Origin of the sequence: Pseudomonas sp. 2995-1 (genome assembly GCF_002742505.1) — a bacterium.
Taxonomy (GTDB): domain Bacteria; phylum Pseudomonadota; class Gammaproteobacteria; order Pseudomonadales; family Pseudomonadaceae; genus Aquipseudomonas; species Aquipseudomonas sivasensis.
In genome coordinates this window covers 72,067-88,699 of the sequence record NZ_LJSA01000349.1, presented here as the reverse complement: position 1 = coordinate 88,699, position 16,633 = coordinate 72,067, and the positions used below count along the sequence as shown (strand labels likewise).

Sequence of the window (16,633 nt, the reverse complement as noted above, 5' to 3'; positions counted from 1 at the left end):
GTGTCATGATGATCCGACCGCAGGTTAGTCGTCCTCTTCCTATATGAATAGATCCTCCGCGTTGCTCCTTGCTTTTGTCTTCCTCAGCGGCTGCCAGGCCTTGGCCCCCGTGTCGTCGGACGGTACGCCGCCGGTAGAAGACAGCACCCCCGCCCCTGAAAAGCCCAAGGTTTATTCCTCGTTCAGTGAAGAAACGGTGTTCAGCCTGCTGAGTGCGGAACTGGCTGGCCAGCGCAACCGCTTCGATATTGCGCTGGATAACTATGTGACCCAGGCCATCAACACCCAGGACCCAGGCATCTCCGAACGCGCATTTCGCATCGCCGAGTATCTGGGAGCCGATCAGGCTGCGCTGGATACCTCGCTGATCTGGGCAAAAAACGCACCGGACGATCTGGAGGCGCAACGTGCCGCAGCCATTCAACTGGCGCGGGCCGGGCGCTATGACGACTCCATGGTCTATATGGAGAAAGTCCTGCAAGGCAAGGGTGATACCCATTTCGACTTCCTCGCGCTGTCGGCTGCCGACACCGACCAGGACACGCGCAATGGCCTGATGAAGAGTTTCGACCGCCTGCTTCAAAAGCATCCCAAGAACAGCCAACTGATTTTCGGCAAGGCCCTGCTGCTGCAACAGGACGACGAGCCTGACGCCGCGCTGAAGCTGCTGGAACAGAACCCGCCGGACGATGGCGAGATTGCGCCGATCCTGCTGCGTGCACGCCTGCTGCAGAATCTCAATCGCGGCAAGGAAGCCATTCCGCTGCTGGAAAAAAGCATCAAGAAGTACCCGGACGACAAACGCCTGCGATTGACCTATGCGCGAATGCTGGTTGAGCAGGACCGTATGGAGGACGCCAAAGTGCAGTTCGCCAATCTGGTCCAGCAATACCCGGACGACGATGAGCTGCGTTACTCACTGGCGCTGGTATGCCTGGAGGCCAAGGCCTGGGATGAGGCCAAGGGCTATCTGGAAGAACTGATCGAGCGTGAAAGCCATGTGGACTCCGCACACTTGAACCTGGGCCGTATCGCGGAAGAACGCAACGACCCACAAGCTGCCCTGCTCGAATACGCTCAGGTTGGCCCCGGCAACGACTACCTGCCCGCCCAGTTGCGCCAGGCCGACATCCTGATGAGTAACGGGCGCACTGATGAGGCGGAAAAACGCCTGACCGCGGCCCGCGATGCCGAGCCGGACTACGCGATCCAGCTGTACCTGATCCAGGCCGAGACCTTGTCGGCCAACAATCAGGGCGAGCGCGCCTGGAAACTGCTGCAACAAGCCTTGTTGCAATTCCCCGACGATTTGAACCTGCTGTACACCCGTGCCATGCAGGCGGAAAAACGCAATGACCTGGCGCAGATGGAAAAAGACCTGCGCCTGATCATCAAGCGCGACCCCGACAACGCCATGGCTCTCAACGCCCTGGGCTACACCTTGTCTGACCGCACCACGCGCTACGACGAAGCCAAGGTGCTGATCGAACAAGCGCACCAACTCAATCCGGAAGACCCGGCCGTACTCGACAGCCTAGGCTGGGTGAATTACCGCTTGGGCAACCTGGATGAGGCCGAACGCTTGCTGCGCCAAGCGCTGGAGCGCTTCCCCGATCAGGAAGTCGCGGCGCACCTGGGTGAAGTGCTGTGGGCCAACGGCAAGCAGCGCGAAGCACGTCAAATCTGGGAAAAATTCCTCAAGGAACAACCCGAAAGCCCCATCCTGCGCGGCACCATCAAGCGCCTGACCGGATCCGAGACCCTTTAAGCTTATGTTCTTGCGCCACGTTGTAGTGTTCAGTCTTATTGCCCTGCTCGCCGGTTGCGCGGGTGTAGGCACCCGTGAATCCGTTGAAGGCCAGGGCAACCCGGCGCAATGGAAACAGCATAAGGATCAGCTCAGCAGCATCGATGGCTGGCAGATCGAAGGCAAAGTCGGCGTTCGCGCCCCCAAGGACTCGGGCAGCGGCACCTTGTTCTGGCTGCAACGCCAGGACTACTACGACATTCGTTTGTCGGGCCCGCTGGGCCGTGGTGCCGCTCGCCTGACGGGTCGCCCGGGTCAGGTCAGCCTCGAAGTGGCCAACCAAGGTCGCTATGAGGCGACTTCGCCGGAAGCGCTGCTTGAAGAACAGATTGGCTGGAAGCTGCCCGTGTCACACCTTGTGTGGTGGGTGCGTGGCTTGCCCGCGCCCGACAGCAAGAGTCGACTGAGCCTTAATGGCGACAGCCGCCTCGCCTCGCTGGAGCAGGATGGCTGGCAGGTCGAATACCTCAGCTATACCGAACAGGGCGGTTACTGGCTGCCGGAGCGTATCAAGCTGCATGGCACTGACCTTGACGTCACGCTGGTGATCAAGGACTGGCAACCGCGCAAGCTGGGGCAATAACGTGACTGTAGAAAAACTGACCCTGCCCTCCCCCGCAAAACTCAATCTGATGCTGCACATTCTCGGTCGTCGTGAAGACGGCTATCACGAGCTGCAGACGCTTTTCCAATTTCTCGACTACGGCGATGAACTCACCTTCGCCGTACGCGACGACGGCGTGATTCAACTGCACACAGAATTCGAAGGCGTGCCCCACGACAGCAACCTCATCGTGAGGGCAGCAAAAAAACTTCAGGAACAATCCGGTTGTTCGTTGGGCATCGATATCTGGATCGATAAAATTTTGCCCATGGGCGGCGGAATCGGTGGTGGCAGCTCAAATGCCGCGACGACATTGCTGGGCTTGAATCACTTATGGCAACTCGGTTGGGACCATGATCGCTTAGCAGCGCTGGGCCTTACGCTGGGGGCCGACGTCCCGGTTTTCGTGCACGGACACGCCGCTTTTGCTGAGGGTGTAGGGGAGAAACTCACCCCGGAATACCCCGAAGAGCCGTGGTATGTCGTGCTTGTGCCGCAAGTATCTGTAAGTACAGCAGAAATTTTTTCAGATCCGTTGTTGACACGTAACTCTTCTCCCATTAAAGTGCGCCCCGTTCCCAAGGGAAACAGTCGAAATGACTGCTTACCGGTTGTAGCAAGGCGTTATCCAGAGGTACGTAACGCTTTGAATTTGTTAGGTAAATTTACCGAAGCAAAATTAACCGGAACTGGAAGTTGTGTGTTTGGGGGCTTCCCAAACAAAGCTGAAGCTGATAAAGTCTCGGCCCTTCTTACAGAGACCCTTACAGGGTTTGTAGCAAAGGGAAGCAACGTTTCGATGTTGCATCGCAAGCTGCAAAGTCTGCTCTAAAAGGAACTGAGTACTGGGTACTCGTTGCAACAGATACAGGGGCGTCGCCAAGCGGTAAGGCAGCAGGTTTTGATCCTGCCATGCGTTGGTTCGAATCCAGCCGCCCCTGCCATTTTCTAATACTCATCCAGGTTACCCTCAGCCTCTAGGTACTGCGCGTGTCCAAGATGATGGTCTTTACGGGGAACGCCAACCCCGATCTGGCTCGACGTGTCGTACGTCAGCTGCATATCCCTCTCGGTGACATCTCTGTCGGTAAATTTTCCGACGGCGAAATTACAGCCGAGATCAATGAAAACGTCCGCGGTAAAGACGTATTCATTATTCAGCCGACCTGCGCTCCGACCAACGATAACCTGATGGAACTAGTCGTGATGGCTGATGCCTTCCGCCGCTCCTCAGCGACTCGAATCACAGCTGTAATCCCTTACTTTGGTTATGCCCGTCAGGATCGCCGTCCGCGTTCCGCACGTGTGGCTATCAGTGCGAAAGTCGTTGCTGACATGCTCACCGTGGTAGGTATCGATCGTGTTCTTACGGTTGACCTGCACGCTGACCAAATCCAGGGGTTCTTCGATATTCCAGTAGATAACATCTACGGCTCGCCAGTACTGGTGGACGACATCGAAGACCAGCGCTTTGAAAACCTGATGATCGTGTCCCCGGACATTGGTGGCGTCGTGCGTGCACGGGCTGTTGCCAAATCCCTGGGCGTTGATCTCGGGATCATCGACAAACGCCGCGAGAAAGCCAATCACTCTGAAGTGATGCATATCATCGGTGATGTCGAAGGGCGTACCTGTATTCTGGTTGATGACATGGTCGACACCGCCGGCACCCTGTGCCACGCGGCGAAAGCCTTGAAAGAGCACGGTGCTGCAAAAGTGTTCGCCTACTGCACACACCCTGTGCTGTCGGGCCGCGCGATCGAGAACATCGAGAACTCTGTGCTGGACGAACTGGTGGTGACTAACACCATCCCTTTGTCCGCTGCTGCACAAGCCTGTGCGCGTATCCGTCAACTGGATATCGCACCGGTAGTTGCCGAAGCGGTTCGCCGCATCAGCAATGAAGAATCGATCAGCGCGATGTTCCGCTAAGGGTCAAACCTTCGGATCACCTCACTGACGAAAAGCGCCCCGCCCCAGCATTCTGCTGGGGCGGGGCTTTTTTGCCCATATCGCCTTTAGCGCTGGTCGCAAACGCTGGGGCGAATGTGGTTATTTTGGAGATACAACATGAACGATTTTACTCTGAATGCTGAAGTGCGTTCCGACCTGGGGAAAGGTGCGAGCCGCCGCCTGCGTCGTCTCGCAAGCCTGGTTCCAGCTGTAGTTTACGGTGGCGAAAAAGCCCCTGAATCCATCAGCATGCTGGCTAAAGAAGTTGCCAAACTGCTCGAAAACGATGCTGCCTACAGCCACGTTATCGAACTGAACGTTGGCGGCAAAAAGCAAAACGTCATCATCAAAGCTCTGCAACGTCACCCATCCAAGGGTCACGTCCTGCACGCTGACTTCGTACGTGTCGTAGCCGGCCAGAAACTGACCGCTATCGTACCTGTGCACTTTGTTGGTGAAGAAGCTCCGGTCAAGAAAGGTGGCGTTGTTTCCCACACCACTACCGAGCTGGAAGTAAGCTGCCTGCCGAAAGATCTGCCTGAGTTCATCGAAGTCGACCTGTCGGCTGCTGAAATCGGCACCATCATTCACCTGTCCGACCTCAAGGCCCCTAAAGGCGTTGAGTTCGTTGCACTGGCTCACAACGACGACAAGGCTGTTGCCAACGTCCACGCGCCACGTGTTGTAGCAGAAGATGAAGCAGGCGAAACCGCTGCAGAGTAATGCTCTCTGCGGCATCGGAGCTTGAGGAAACATCGCGGACCGAAACGTAGCGAGAAAGCGGGCGATAACGCGAAGTTTATCTCTGGATAAGTGAGCTCCTGTCGTCCACTTTCGCCGCACTCCGGTCAGGCGATGTTATCCACAACTCCAAAGGAAGGGCCCCTGTCGTGACTGCCATTAAACTGATCGTTGGCCTGGGAAATCCAGGCGCCGAATACGAACAGACCCGGCATAACGCGGGGGCCCTTTTTGTTGAGCGTATCGCCCATGCCCAAGGTGTAAACCTGGCGGCCGATCGCAAATATTTTGGCCTGACCGGGCGCTTTTCGCACCAGGGTCAGGATGTTCGTCTGCTGATTCCCACCACCTACATGAACCGCAGCGGCCAAGCTGTTGCGGCGCTTGCGGGCTTCTTTCGAATCAAACCCGAAGAAATCCTGGTGGCCCATGACGAACTGGATCTGCCACCCGGCGTAGCCAAGCTCAAGCTTGGCGGCGGGCACGGCGGGCACAACGGCCTGCGCGACATCATCGCGCAGTTGGGTAATCAGAATAATTTTTACCGTCTGCGGCTCGGCATTGGCCACCCAGGCGTTGCGAGTATGGTTTCAAATTTCGTCCTGGGTCGTGCGCCACGCGCCGAACAGGAAAAACTCGATGCCAGCATCGACTTTGCCCTCGGCGTGCTGCCGGATATCTTCGCCGGTGAATGGAACCGCGCGATGAAAAACCTGCACAGCCAGAAGGCCTGACTTTTTTCCGAGGGGAAACACCATGGGATTCAATTGCGGCATCGTCGGCCTGCCCAACGTCGGCAAATCCACCTTGTTCAACGCTTTGACCAAGTCCGGTATTGCGGCGGAGAACTTCCCCTTCTGCACCATCGAGCCTAACAGCGGTATCGTGCCGATGCCGGATACACGCCTGGACGCTCTGGCAGCGATCGTCAATCCGAAGCGTGTACTGCCGACCACCATGGAGTTCGTCGACATCGCAGGCCTGGTAGCCGGCGCATCGAAAGGTGAAGGCCTGGGCAACAAATTCCTGGCCAACATCCGCGAAACCGATGCCATCGCCCACGTGGTCCGCTGCTTTGAAGACGAGAACGTGATTCACGTCTCCAATAGCGTCGACCCGAAACGCGACATCGAGATCATTGACTTGGAATTGATCTTCGCTGACCTCGACAGCTGCGAGAAGCAACTGCAGAAAGTCGCGCGCAACGCCAAGGGAGGCGACAAAGACGCCGTGATCCAGAAAGGCCTGTTGGAACAGTTGATCGCGCACTTCACCGAGGGCAAGCCGGCACGCAGCCTGATGAAAAGCATGGGCGCTGACGAGAAGGCCGTGATCAAGGGCTTCCACCTGCTGACCACCAAGCCAGTGATGTACATCGCCAACGTGGCTGAAGACGGTTTCGAGAACAACCCGTTGCTCGACGTGGTCAAGGCCATCGCCGACGAAGAAGGCGCCATCGTGGTGCCGGTTTGCAACAAGATCGAAGCGGAAATCGCCGAGCTTGATGACGGCGAAGAAAAAGACATGTTCCTCGAGGCCCTGGGCCTGGAAGAACCAGGTCTGAACCGCGTGATCCGCGCCGGCTACGAAATGCTCAACCTGCAGACTTACTTCACCGCTGGTGTCGAAGAAGTCCGCGCTTGGACCGTCAAGGTCGGCGCCACCGCGCCACAAGCTGCTGGCGTGATCCACACCGACTTTGAAAAAGGCTTTATCCGCGCAGAAGTGATCGCCTACAACGACTTCATCCAATTTAAAGGTGAAGCCGGTGCCAAGGAAGCCGGTAAGTGGCGCTTGGAAGGTAAGGAATATATCGTCAAGGATGGCGACGTGATGCACTTCCGCTTTAACGTGTAAGCAGCCGCCGCAAATAAAAAAGCCGATGCAATGCATCGGCTTTTTTGTGGGCGACGATTAAAACTCAGACAAAGAAAACACCCACGCTCAATTATCAGATTCCCCCTACTCACTTCCCAGGTTTATAGATACAACAACACTCAAACAACTAAATAGCTATAACCAACGATGTTTTCCTACACCATTGCAGTACATACCCGCTTTAAGCGCACATCATAATCCTTATACGCTTCACTTTAGCGATCGGCGTCTGGATAACGCCGTTAAACAGTGAAACACTCGCAACAATGGAGCGCCCAGTGAATGCCGGCCCACTCTAATGGGGAAAATGAATCGACCATCTTACTCAATGATGGCCCGGATATTGAAAATACACTTAACAGTACGGCATCCCTCAACATTGACATTTTACTACTGGGGGAAACCGGTACTGGCAAAGATACATTGGCACAACGGGTTCATCGCTTATCGGGACGACGGGGTAATTTTGTTGCCGTGAACTGCGCAGCTATTCCTGAAAGCCTCGCAGAAAGCCAATTGTTCGGAGTCAACAGCGGTGCTTATACCGGGGCAATGCAATCACGGGCCGGATTTGTCGAAGCCGCCCATCTAGGTACCCTGTACCTCGACGAAATCGACAGCATGCCATTGTGCTTGCAAGCCAAACTGCTACGGGTGCTGGAGTCGCGTGGGGTGGAGCGCTTGGGCTCAACCCGTTTTATCCCGGTGGACATGCGTGTCATCGCGTCCGCACAGCATTCGCTTTATCAGATGGTCGAGCACGGCACTTTCAGGCGTGACCTGTACTTTCGCCTGAATGTCGTCAACATCCAGCTCCCGCCGCTGCGCGATAGGCGAGAACGCATCATCCCGCTGTTTCTGGAAATGATCCAACAAGAAGCTGCCCAGTTCAAATGCAATGCCCCGCCACCGCCTGGTGGGCTGTTGCAACAGCTGCTGTGCCACCCCTGGCTAGGCAATGTTCGTGAACTACGCTCGACGGCCAAAAGATTCGTGCTGGGCCTGCCACCGCTTTCGACGTCGTCGAGCCAGTTGCAGGATAACCAAATGAACCTTAAGGCACGCCTGCAGCACATTGAAAGGGCATTGATTGAAGAGTCCTTGTGCCGCCATCTCTACTGCGTGGATACCGTGGCGATTGAGTTGGGTATTGCGAAGCGCACGCTGTACTACAGGATGAAACAATTGGACATCTCATTGGCTTGAGGACACAGAGCTCATTAAAGGCTAAGTAAGGGGGCCATGCTTCTACCCTCAGCACTCCAATCATCCAGAAATATCTAGCCATAGACATATCAGGAACGCTTTAGCGTTGCGAGCCACATATTCAAAGCCTGGTTCAAGTTACAAAAAGTTCCAGACATCAGGGCTTGGCTCACGACACGTGAATCAACGTTCAAAATATCCAAATCGGAGTCTTATTATGAATGGTATATCCGGTAGCAGTTCATACGGTGGATACGCATACGGCAACAGCATGATGTCCAGTGAACTCGATGGAGTACAGAGTGGCAGTGGTTCCCGTTCCGCTTCTGAACGCGCAGAGGAAGTCGCCGAGCTTACGTTCCAAGAAAGTTTGAAATCAAAGATGATTTCGGGCTTGTACGCCGCGGCTAAAGAAATTCGCTCGTAACATGATTACCTCCCTGGCTCATTAGCCGGGGAGGTTGTCATATGAGTCGATGTAATAAATGCGGCATCAGCCATTATCAAGAACCTGCTTCAGACACCTCACCGCAGGCCCTATATGCAGATAGAAGCATTTGACTTTTCAACGCCAAACAAACTTCACAGCAACACGGGCGTCACACGGGAACCTTCAGCTTCTAGTACGGATGTTGGTTTCTTCACCTCAATGCTCGAAGGTTCGATATCAAACACGCCTGCCTCCGCCAACCATACTGTATTGGCCATGCTGACAGAGCCATCAAAACATATCGTAGATGCCAAAGATCGCCTTGCACGCGCGTTGAAATCATCAAGTAAAGGGATGGACGCTGACAAGTTCAGAGAGTATCCGCAGGAACTTTCTAATGTAGCGCTAACGACCCAACTTTTAGTAAAGAGCCTTGGCAAGACAAGCCAATGCATCGACAAAATCTGTAACCTGCAATAGTGAACATGACTAAATACCTGCCTGCCGCCCTACTTCTGACTTTTGCATTCATGCTAAACGGTTGCAGCGACCGCGTTGAACTTCATCGACAGCTTTCTGAGCAAGAAGCCAATGAAGTGGTAGCGGAATTGGCAGACAAACATATTCGCGCCCAAAAAATCCCGTCCAAAGACGGTGTCGTCGTGGCGGTTAACACCGCCGATATCGGGCGTGCCGTACGTACATTGGAAGCCGCAGGATTACCTAGAGTGGCACGAACCACGCTGGGCGATACCTTTCGCAAGGAAGGGGTTATTTCCACTCCACTGGAAGAACGAGCACGCTATATCTACGCCTTATCCCAGGAGCTTGAAGCCACCTTATCCAACATTGACGGGGTAATTATTGCCCGGGTGCACGTGGTATTGCCCGAACGCATCGCACCGGGAGAACCAGTCCAGCCCGCTTCAGCGTCAGTATTCATTAAGCATGACCCACGGCTGGATCCCGATAATATTCGCGCGCGCGTTCGCAGGATGGTGGCGAGCAGCATTCCAGGCATGACCACTGCAGTGGATAACCTGCAAAAACTCAGCGTGATCTTTGTACCTGCCACCACCTACCAGGAGCAGCAGCGGCTGGTGTATTTCGGCCCTTTCCTGGTGCCAAGCGATGATCTTGGGTTTTGGCGAGGCAGTGTTATCGCGGTACTGCTTGGCGTGGCGTCCTCCTTGGTTGCCGGGCTATTCCTGTTCAGCCGCCGCCAGCATCCTCCGCAAGAGCCGCGCATAGCCCACGAACAGGATGGCACCTCTCATGACACCTGAGCTGGATCACTCCATGAGTGAACATCTGGCCTGGGCTCAATGGTGGGCGTTCCCCTGGAGGCACGCCCACGAGGACTGGAGGGGCGACAAGTACCCCGCAATTAAAGTGCTTTATCGCAACAGGGGGTCCGCGCCGGACGACCTCACTGGCATTGTTGCGTGCTTGCCTCCTGCCCCTCACCCGACGGTACTTCGCTTGGCCCTTGCTTCAACTGAACAACTCAACCTGGCGCTGACACTGGTTCACGACACGTTCAATCCTGAAGCGGCGACGCCGTTGAGCGAGAGTCAGCACCTGTGGTGCATGCGTTTATCCAAGGCGCTGCCCCCTACCATGCTGTCGCACGATGCTGATCCATTGCAATTGCTCTCCAGCTGGGTAGAGCCCGATACCTGGCGGCGCCTTCGACTGAGATTCCCCCGTAACCGCGTACAGGCGGTTGAGAAAAGTACCGTCTCACTCGAAAACGCAAGCAGTCGACTGAACACGCTATGGCAAGCCGTAGTCTGGCGCGTGACGACATTGGCAAACGCCCCCCTGTCACCTGACCCGAACGCGTAAGGAAAACAGCGATGTTATGCCGACACACCATTGAGTTGCTCAAGGATGCTTCGGAATTGCCGCGTTGCCTGATCCCCCGGGAAGAGCTTGCAAACTGGGCACACGCTAACCAACTCATCAGTCGCGCCAAGGCACAGGCTGATGAACTGGTAATCCAGGCAGAGAAGCGATGCGAAATGCTGCTGGAAAAGGCGTCCCTGGATGTCTGGCAACGCGCAGACGCCCAACTCAAGCGCTGGGAGCGTGACCGTCAAGCGATGTGTGACAACCTGGAGGTGTATGCAACATCAATCACCAACCAGGCGATTCGCCGCCTGCTTGACGACACGGTGCCCCCCGAGCGGCTGGCCGCCCTTCTGAGGCAACTACTGGCAAACCAGATTCATGAGATCAACGCCTCGCTGCTCTGTCACCCACAGGACATTGAGGAGATAAAACAGTGTCTCGCCAATCAACAGGCAACACTCTGGAAGCTTCAGCCCGACGAAACAATCCCTGCGCAGACCCTTGTATTGAAAACCGATGAGGGTGATTTCCGTATTAGCTGGCACTCGATGCTCGATGCTTTTTTCAATCACGCAAAGGAATACCGGATAGACATTTAATTGAATCCGCCTGGCGTCCTGCACAACGCTACTTAACAACAATTGATCCACCCATGCACGTCCACCCAAGACAAAGGAACGCCCATGAGTCTTTCCAACAATCTTTCACAAGAACTTTCAAGAAGCAGCAGTATTGCCCACAAGCTGTATAGGCAGAGTTCAAGCAACGGCTCTAAAGACGGGGCTGACGCTGAATTATTCTATGAACTTGCCGTCAAGAACACCCTTTCCCAAATGGCGTATCTGGAACATAACCGCGTTTCGCATATGTTGCTCAAAAGTACTTTTGAGAGTTTCCAATAACATGCAATCGCTAGTTCGTGATTGGTTAAGTGGCTGTAGAGAACAACTCAGTTTGTTTGAGGGTGATGACCAAATCATGCTGAAACGTCAGGGAGACGCTTTGTTACTTAGCGCTCAACTGACCTCAATCCGCGCAGACACCACCACCTTGCAGCACTGGATGCGCCTGGGCGCGGCCAGCCTGAATCATTTCCATGGCGCACTGGCTCAAAAAGTTGACAGCGGCGCTTTATGGCTGATTCAGAAACTGCCAGGTGGGCAGGGAGAGGCTTACGTCCTCGGTTGCCTTGAGGCCCTGCTGAACCAACGCGACACCTGGCGCGCCACAGTCGCGCGCTTTGCTCGCCCGACTCAAAACCTCAAACCCACCTCGCTACGCTCACTGTCGTACTAACCCGAGAACCGACAATGCATAACAAGAACCATGAGCACAGTCGCTTACGCCGTGCTTCGCCCAAAGAATTTCCCTGGCGTAACGCTATTCTGCTTTCCTGGCTGCTGATCCCGGCACACACCGCATTGGCCGCCATCCCTTCCGATTGGAAAAACACCGCTTACGCTTATGAGGCAGAACATAAGCCCTTGCGTGACGTGCTCGTCGATTTCGCTCAAGCCTTTGGTACTCAACTGCAAGTCGAGGGGCTGCTGGAGGGCAACGTCAATGGCAAGATCCGCGCTAACACCCCGCAATCGATGCTCGACAGGTTGGGGGTGGAACACCGTTTCCAGTGGTACATGTACAACAACACCCTCTATATCAGCACGCTGGACCAGCAAGAGTCTGCGCGCCTGGAAGTCTCTTCCGAGACCATTGCCGATCTCAAGCAGGCGCTCACGGATATCGGCTTGCTCGATAGCCGCTTCGGTTGGGGTGAGTTACCAGAGGACGGCGTAGTACTCGTATCTGGCCCTCGTCGCTATATCGAGCAAATCAAACAGTTCAGCAGTCAGCGTCGTTCGCCGGATGAAAAACAGAGTGTGTTGAGCTTCCCGCTCAAGTTTGCCAATGCAACGGACCGGCAAGTGGATTATCGCGGCGAGAAACTCAACATTCCGGGTGTTGCGAGCATTTTGCGAGGGTTACTGGAGCCGCGCGCCAACTCGACCCTCAATCGACTGAATCAGGGCTCCACGTCACAGCCTGCGCCCCTCGTGCCGAACATCCCAAGATTGGGCAACCCGTTGCTGGGGCAAATGCTGGGTGCAAACGGCCATACCGCGCCGTTGGACGCTCCCCCCGCACTCACACCGCGCGCTGCGGCGCCTGGCAGCCGAATTCGCGTTGAAGCCGATGTGCGCAACAACGCCGTGCTGATTTACGACCTGCCTGAACGCCTGGCCATGTACCGCGAGCTGATCACCCAACTCGATGTCGCGCGCAAACTGGTGGAAATCGACGCGATTATTCTCGATATCGAGCGCACGCAATTGCGAGAGTTCGGGGTGAACTGGGGCTTTCAGAACAGTCGGTTCCGCGGCGGCGTCAATATGGCTCCGGGCACTTCGTCGCAGCTGTCGATTGAAAACCGCGAGCGCTTCTACGCGGATATACGCGCGCTGGAAGCCAAAGGGTTGGCAAGCATGGTGTCCAACCCCTCCGTTCTCACGCTGGAAAACCAACCGGCGGTAATTGACTTCAATCGCACCCAATACCTGACACCGGGTCGAGAGAACGCCACCATTTTACCGGTCACTGTGGGCACCAGTTTCCAGGTTGTTCCCCGTGTCATCACCAGCCGTGGCGGTCACCAGATCCACCTGGCGGTGGATATTGAAGACGGTAATTTCGACGAAACCAACCCATCTCCCGGCAATCTGGATGTGCGCCGAGGCAAGGTCAGCACCCAGGCGGTCATGGAGGAAAAACGCTCGCTGGTGGTCGGAGGCTTCCACGTCACCGAAAGCAGCGACCAGCGCAACAAGGTGCCCTTGCTGGGCGATATTCCATTCATAGGCAAGGCGCTGTTTTCGTCGACCGAACGGCAGAACAACCGGCGTGAACGCTTGTTCATCCTCACTCCGCGCGTCATTGGCGATCAAGCAGACCCTTCACGCTACCTGCCCCAGGCGGACCAGGTCGAATTGCAAGCGGCCCTTGCACCTCTGGCCAGGCGCGATGCCCCTCACCCGCCCGTGATAAAGCGCAGCGATATCATCAGCACACTGGCGCATATGGTCAGTGGTGAAATCCCCAAGGGCTTCAAGTCTGCGCCAATGCCACTGGGGCTGAACACCTTGTGCAGCACCCGCGACATCCTGGCACTGAACACCGAACGCAGCCAGTGGTACACCGGCCCGGATTACAACGTGGCGGTGGTAGTGCTGAGCAACCAGTCCAAGCGCTATGCCCGTATTGACGAAAATGAATGCAGCACGCCGCAGACCCTGGCTGTGAGCGTGTGGCCGCGGGCCTGGCTGAAGCCGGGTGAAGAAGCCGAGGTATTTATCGCCATGCGCCCAGTGGTGAAGGATGAACACCTCAGCGTGCCCCGCCCCTCCTTGATCACTCCTGCTCCGAAGGCCACGCCATGAAACATCGCCTATTGTGCGTCACCCTGATCGGCACGGCACTGCTCGTCGCCGGCTGCACGCCCACCTGCAAGGGCGACTCCTGCTCACGCCCTCAATCGAGCAAAGACAAGATGGTGATCTGGTGGCCACCTCAGATGCGCGCCGAACCTGGCCCCGCCGGGGAACGGGCGGACTACCAGACCATCTCGCTGGAACGGTGAGTCTCCAAGAAATGCCCGACACTCAACGCCAGGTATTTCTGGACAACCTGGTGAGCGGCGCTGCCGCTCACCTGGCACTCGCTCCCGGTATCACGGCCTGTGCACTGCACGCAGGCAAGCGTTCGGGGCTGGCGTTGCAGGTGGCGCGTGAAGCGTTGCAGGCCGGGCAATTGCAGCGGATGCTGGAGCGGCGCTTTGAGCAGGCCGTCGTATTTGATGGCTGTTTTATCTACCTCGACGCCCAACACACCTTGGTAATCTGGCACGCACTGTCCGCACCGCGTAGCGCGCTCGACAGGATCCTCAGCCGGATGCTATCGCTGGCCAATCTCGAAGCCTTGGACACAAGTTCCGGTCGCTGATCAGCGCCGCTCCAACTCTGGCAACTCCAAGGTTTCGCGTTTGGCTTCATCATCGAGTTCACGCAAGGTGCGGTAGATCAGCGCCACAGCCTGCAAGGTTTCACGGGGAATGCTTGCGCCCAACTCCTTTGTGTAGAGCAACCGGGCCAGCCATACACATTGGATGACCGGCACCTCGGCGGCCTTCGCCTGCACAATTAATTGGCGGGCCACGGCATCCGTACCTTTGCTCACCAACAACGGCAGCGGCGTCGTGCCGGGGCGGTAATACAAGGCGACTGCAAAGTGGGTCGGGTTGACCACCAACATATCGGCCTCTTCCAGCTTGGGCAGCTTGACCTTCGGTTCTTCCTGGGCCAATTGCTGCGCCAATGCACGACGTTGGCCCTTCACATGGGGGTCGCCTTCCATGTCCTTGTACTCTTTGACAACCTCGACTTGCGTCATGCGCATGCGCTTGGCGAAGAAGTGCTTCTGCAATGTAAAGTCGAGAATTGCCAGTATCAGCAATAGCCCAAGACAGGCATGCAGCAGGTAGCGGAACAATGCGATCAGTGCCAGGAGGTAACTTTGCAGATCGCTGTTGGCAAGGTTGATCAACGCCCCAAGAGAAGGCCAGACCACTACATACACGATCACACCCAAAAGCACGGCTTTGACGATGCTCATCAACAGCGTCATTAGCGACTGGGCAGAAAAAAATTGCTTGAATTGACTGATCGGGTTGAGGCGATTGAAATCGAGCTTCAGTGTTTCCGGGGCAAACAGCAGACCGAATTGCATCCAACTGCTGATCAGCTTGGTGGCAATCGCTACGCCGGCCATCAACAGGCCGAATGAGAAAAACACCACCAGGCTTTCAAACAGCACTTCTTCCAGCGCCCGCACAAAGGGCTGGTCAAGACGTGAGATCGGCAACACCATCAATTGCTGGAAACGCTGCAAGCTGCTCTCGGCGGTGAATAAGGCAATTTCACTGATGGCGGCCAGCACCAGCAACTTGGCCACATCCTGACTTTGAGCAACCTGGCCTTTTTTACGCTGATCGCGCAATTTCTTGGCTGAAGCCGGGTGCTTTTTTTCCCCCGAATCACTCATGGCATTGAGGCCTTAAATAAAAGGCCCAGCGAGTGTTTCAGATCATCCAACTGGCTCATACGTCCAACGATCAGGTCCTGCAGCAGCGCAAAGTACAACAGCAGAATACCGATACCCGCCAGACACTTCACGGGAGGTGCCAGCGTACTCACCTGTAACTGCTGGCTGTAGACCCCCAGCAGCGCAATGCCGAACTCCAGCAACAGCAGCACCGCAATAAAGGGTGCTGCGTAGAGCATCATATGCATGAAGGTGTCCCCAAGCAGGCCGAGGAATACGCTCATGCCATTCGGTGCAGGGAGTGGAAACCACACGGTGGGTGGCCAGATCAGGTAACTGTCCCAGATCACCTGGGTCAATGCGCCTAACCCCAACGTCACCATCAATAGAAAAATCGCCAATTGCTTGAACAGATGTCCAATCGGTGTGGCGTCCGGACCCAGTGAAGGATTGAGCTGACCACCCGCCAAGGCCCCGCGCTGGTTATCCAATAGCGCGCCCACCGCTTCGAACATCCAGAACGGCATCGCCAGCAGCACCCCCAGCAACAAACCCAGCGCTACCTCCTTGATTATCAGCGCCGCGAGTATCATCGCCGAGTAGTCCTGGCCCTCCAACATTGCGTGAATGCCCGGCGCCGGCATCAGCGCCATGACCATCACAAGGACGTGCCTGAGCATGCCGCGTATATGCTGGAAACAGAACGCAGCCACCAGGATGCAACAGGGGTAGATACGTGCCATGCCGATGACCAGGCTGGGCAGGTAGTCGAGATAGAGCAACACAGGCGAGACCTCAGTTCAGGGCCGAGCGGCCAATCATGTCGAAGGTCAAATTGATCAGTTGGATCAACTCCACGCCAATCCAGCGTCCCGTCAGGATCAATGTGATCCCTACTGCCACCAGCTTGATGCCAAACGGCAGCGTCTGGTCCTGGATCTGCATCAGTGCTTGCACCAGGGATGTCAGCACCCCCACCACCACAGCCACAATCAACGGTGGCGCCGACAGCACCACCACCAGCAACATGCCCTGCTTGAACAGCACGATCGGTTCCATACGCCAC

At 56.0% G+C, this 16,633-nt stretch carries 20 protein-coding genes and 1 tRNA gene; 18 read left to right on the top strand and 3 right to left on the bottom strand.

Annotation, left to right across the window (positions count from 1 at the left end):
• Window positions 1-43: 43 nt before the first annotated feature.
• The 18 genes from AOA61_RS13360 to AOA61_RS13275 all read left to right on the top strand — a co-directional run bounded on the left by AOA61_RS13360 (window position 44) and on the right by AOA61_RS13275 (window position 14,469).
• The gene (locus tag AOA61_RS13360; protein WP_032886118.1) at window positions 44-1,768 is read left to right on the top strand and encodes a tetratricopeptide repeat protein; all 1,725 of its coding nucleotides are present in this window, start codon (window positions 44-46) and stop codon (window positions 1,766-1,768) included.
• Window positions 1,769-1,772: 4 nt separating this feature from the next.
• Entirely contained in the window at window positions 1,773-2,390 is a 618-nt protein-coding gene (gene lolB / locus AOA61_RS13355) for a lipoprotein insertase outer membrane protein LolB (RefSeq protein ID WP_095183772.1), read from the top strand.
• Between the two features lie 49 nt (window positions 2,391-2,439).
• Window positions 2,440-3,243, top strand: a complete 804-nt coding sequence (ispE, locus tag AOA61_RS13350; RefSeq protein ID WP_185168227.1) for a 4-(cytidine 5'-diphospho)-2-C-methyl-D-erythritol kinase — start codon at window positions 2,440-2,442, stop codon at window positions 3,241-3,243.
• Between the two features lie 37 nt (window positions 3,244-3,280).
• Window positions 3,281-3,355 (top strand) — tRNA-Gln (locus tag AOA61_RS13345).
• A gap of 46 nt (window positions 3,356-3,401) precedes the next feature.
• Window positions 3,402-4,343: a ribose-phosphate pyrophosphokinase gene (locus AOA61_RS13340; RefSeq protein ID WP_003171603.1), complete on the top strand. Its 942-nt coding sequence runs from the start codon at window positions 3,402-3,404 to the stop codon at window positions 4,341-4,343.
• A 138-nt stretch (window positions 4,344-4,481) separates the two neighbouring features.
• Window positions 4,482-5,087: a 50S ribosomal protein L25/general stress protein Ctc gene (locus AOA61_RS13335; RefSeq protein ID WP_032886113.1), complete on the top strand. Its 606-nt coding sequence runs from the start codon at window positions 4,482-4,484 to the stop codon at window positions 5,085-5,087.
• Between the two features lie 167 nt (window positions 5,088-5,254).
• Complete coding sequence (gene pth / locus AOA61_RS13330; protein WP_003171596.1) at window positions 5,255-5,839, top strand: aminoacyl-tRNA hydrolase; 585 nt, start codon at window positions 5,255-5,257, stop codon at window positions 5,837-5,839.
• A gap of 22 nt (window positions 5,840-5,861) precedes the next feature.
• Window positions 5,862-6,962 carry a redox-regulated ATPase YchF gene (ychF, locus tag AOA61_RS13325; RefSeq protein ID WP_099601943.1) on the top strand — a complete coding sequence of 367 codons (1,101 nt, stop codon included), beginning with the start codon at window positions 5,862-5,864 and terminating at the stop codon, window positions 6,960-6,962.
• Window positions 6,963-7,265: 303 nt separating this feature from the next.
• Window positions 7,266-8,189, top strand: coding sequence for a sigma 54-interacting transcriptional regulator (locus tag AOA61_RS13320; RefSeq protein WP_099601942.1), 924 nt, complete (start codon window positions 7,266-7,268; stop codon window positions 8,187-8,189).
• A 541-nt stretch (window positions 8,190-8,730) separates the two neighbouring features.
• A complete protein-coding gene (locus AOA61_RS13315) occupies window positions 8,731-9,099 on the top strand; it encodes an EscI/YscI/HrpB family type III secretion system inner rod protein (protein WP_099601941.1) in 369 nt (122 codons plus the stop codon).
• Window positions 9,100-9,104: 5 nt separating this feature from the next.
• Window positions 9,105-9,905 carry a type III secretion system inner membrane ring lipoprotein SctJ gene (sctJ, locus tag AOA61_RS13310; protein ID WP_032886108.1) on the top strand — a complete coding sequence of 267 codons (801 nt, stop codon included), beginning with the start codon at window positions 9,105-9,107 and terminating at the stop codon, window positions 9,903-9,905.
• Between the two features lie 13 nt (window positions 9,906-9,918).
• Window positions 9,919-10,467 (top strand): type III secretion protein, encoded by a 549-nt coding sequence (locus AOA61_RS13305; RefSeq protein ID WP_099601963.1) that lies wholly within the window; start codon window positions 9,919-9,921, stop codon window positions 10,465-10,467.
• A gap of 11 nt (window positions 10,468-10,478) precedes the next feature.
• The gene (gene sctL, locus AOA61_RS13300) at window positions 10,479-11,072 is read left to right on the top strand and encodes a type III secretion system stator protein SctL (protein WP_099601940.1); all 594 of its coding nucleotides are present in this window, start codon (window positions 10,479-10,481) and stop codon (window positions 11,070-11,072) included.
• 84 nt (window positions 11,073-11,156) lie between these two features.
• On the top strand, window positions 11,157-11,375 hold the full coding sequence (locus AOA61_RS13295) for a hypothetical protein (RefSeq protein ID WP_099601939.1): 219 nt from the start codon (window positions 11,157-11,159) through the stop codon (window positions 11,373-11,375).
• 76 nt (window positions 11,376-11,451) lie between these two features.
• The gene (locus tag AOA61_RS13290) at window positions 11,452-11,769 is read left to right on the top strand and encodes a type III secretion protein (RefSeq protein ID WP_306668095.1); all 318 of its coding nucleotides are present in this window, start codon (window positions 11,452-11,454) and stop codon (window positions 11,767-11,769) included.
• A 14-nt stretch (window positions 11,770-11,783) separates the two neighbouring features.
• Entirely contained in the window at window positions 11,784-13,907 is a 2,124-nt protein-coding gene (sctC, locus tag AOA61_RS13285; protein WP_099601937.1) for a type III secretion system outer membrane ring subunit SctC, read from the top strand.
• Entirely contained in the window at window positions 13,904-14,107 is a 204-nt protein-coding gene (hrpT, locus tag AOA61_RS13280) for an HrpT family type III secretion system protein (protein WP_095183767.1), read from the top strand. Before sctC ends, hrpT begins: the two co-directional genes overlap by 4 nt.
• 11 nt (window positions 14,108-14,118) lie before the next feature.
• Complete coding sequence (locus AOA61_RS13275) at window positions 14,119-14,469, top strand: hypothetical protein (RefSeq protein ID WP_032886099.1); 351 nt, start codon at window positions 14,119-14,121, stop codon at window positions 14,467-14,469.
• On the opposite strand, the gene sctU is transcribed toward AOA61_RS13275, so the two are convergent.
• The 3 genes from sctU to sctS are packed head-to-tail and all read right to left on the bottom strand — an operon-like array spanning window position 14,470 to window position 16,626.
• Window positions 14,470-15,567, bottom strand: coding sequence for a type III secretion system export apparatus subunit SctU (sctU, locus tag AOA61_RS13270; protein WP_099601936.1), 1,098 nt, complete (start codon window positions 15,565-15,567; stop codon window positions 14,470-14,472).
• Entirely contained in the window at window positions 15,564-16,352 is a 789-nt protein-coding gene (gene sctT, locus AOA61_RS13265) for a type III secretion system export apparatus subunit SctT (RefSeq protein ID WP_032886097.1), read from the bottom strand. The genes sctU and sctT overlap by 4 nt, the downstream gene beginning before the upstream one ends.
• 10 nt (window positions 16,353-16,362) lie before the next feature.
• Window positions 16,363-16,626, bottom strand: a complete 264-nt coding sequence (gene sctS / locus AOA61_RS13260) for a type III secretion system export apparatus subunit SctS (RefSeq protein ID WP_032886096.1) — start codon at window positions 16,624-16,626, stop codon at window positions 16,363-16,365.
• Window positions 16,627-16,633 lie beyond the last annotated feature (7 nt).

What these genes read in the sequence shown, in the direction of transcription:
- AOA61_RS13360 (WP_032886118.1), top strand. Translation starts at nt 44, where the DNA reads ATGAATAGATCCTCCGCGTTGCTCCTTGCTTTTGTCTTCCTCAGCGGC.
- lolB (WP_095183772.1), top strand. Translation starts at nt 1,773, where the DNA reads ATGTTCTTGCGCCACGTTGTAGTGTTCAGTCTTATTGCCCTGCTCGCC.
- ispE (WP_185168227.1), top strand. Translation starts at nt 2,440, where the DNA reads ATGCTGCACATTCTCGGTCGTCGTGAAGACGGCTATCACGAGCTGCAG.
- AOA61_RS13335 (WP_032886113.1), top strand. Translation starts at nt 4,482, where the DNA reads ATGAACGATTTTACTCTGAATGCTGAAGTGCGTTCCGACCTGGGGAAA.
- ychF (WP_099601943.1), top strand. Translation starts at nt 5,862, where the DNA reads ATGGGATTCAATTGCGGCATCGTCGGCCTGCCCAACGTCGGCAAATCC.
- AOA61_RS13320 (WP_099601942.1), top strand. Translation starts at nt 7,266, where the DNA reads ATGCCGGCCCACTCTAATGGGGAAAATGAATCGACCATCTTACTCAAT.
- AOA61_RS13315 (WP_099601941.1), top strand. Translation starts at nt 8,731, where the DNA reads ATGCAGATAGAAGCATTTGACTTTTCAACGCCAAACAAACTTCACAGC.
- sctJ (WP_032886108.1), top strand. Translation starts at nt 9,105, where the DNA reads ATGACTAAATACCTGCCTGCCGCCCTACTTCTGACTTTTGCATTCATG.
- AOA61_RS13305 (WP_099601963.1), top strand. Translation starts at nt 9,919, where the DNA reads ATGAGTGAACATCTGGCCTGGGCTCAATGGTGGGCGTTCCCCTGGAGG.
- sctL (WP_099601940.1), top strand. Translation starts at nt 10,479, where the DNA reads ATGTTATGCCGACACACCATTGAGTTGCTCAAGGATGCTTCGGAATTG.
- AOA61_RS13295 (WP_099601939.1), top strand. Translation starts at nt 11,157, where the DNA reads ATGAGTCTTTCCAACAATCTTTCACAAGAACTTTCAAGAAGCAGCAGT.
- AOA61_RS13290 (WP_306668095.1), top strand. Translation starts at nt 11,452, where the DNA reads ATGCTGAAACGTCAGGGAGACGCTTTGTTACTTAGCGCTCAACTGACC.
- sctC (WP_099601937.1), top strand. Translation starts at nt 11,784, where the DNA reads ATGCATAACAAGAACCATGAGCACAGTCGCTTACGCCGTGCTTCGCCC.
- hrpT (WP_095183767.1), top strand. Translation starts at nt 13,904, where the DNA reads ATGAAACATCGCCTATTGTGCGTCACCCTGATCGGCACGGCACTGCTC.
- AOA61_RS13275 (WP_032886099.1), top strand. Translation starts at nt 14,119, where the DNA reads ATGCCCGACACTCAACGCCAGGTATTTCTGGACAACCTGGTGAGCGGC.
- sctU (WP_099601936.1), bottom strand. Translation starts at nt 15,567, where the DNA reads ATGAGTGATTCGGGGGAAAAAAAGCACCCGGCTTCAGCCAAGAAATTG.
- sctS (WP_032886096.1), bottom strand. Translation starts at nt 16,626, where the DNA reads ATGGAACCGATCGTGCTGTTCAAGCAGGGCATGTTGCTGGTGGTGGTG.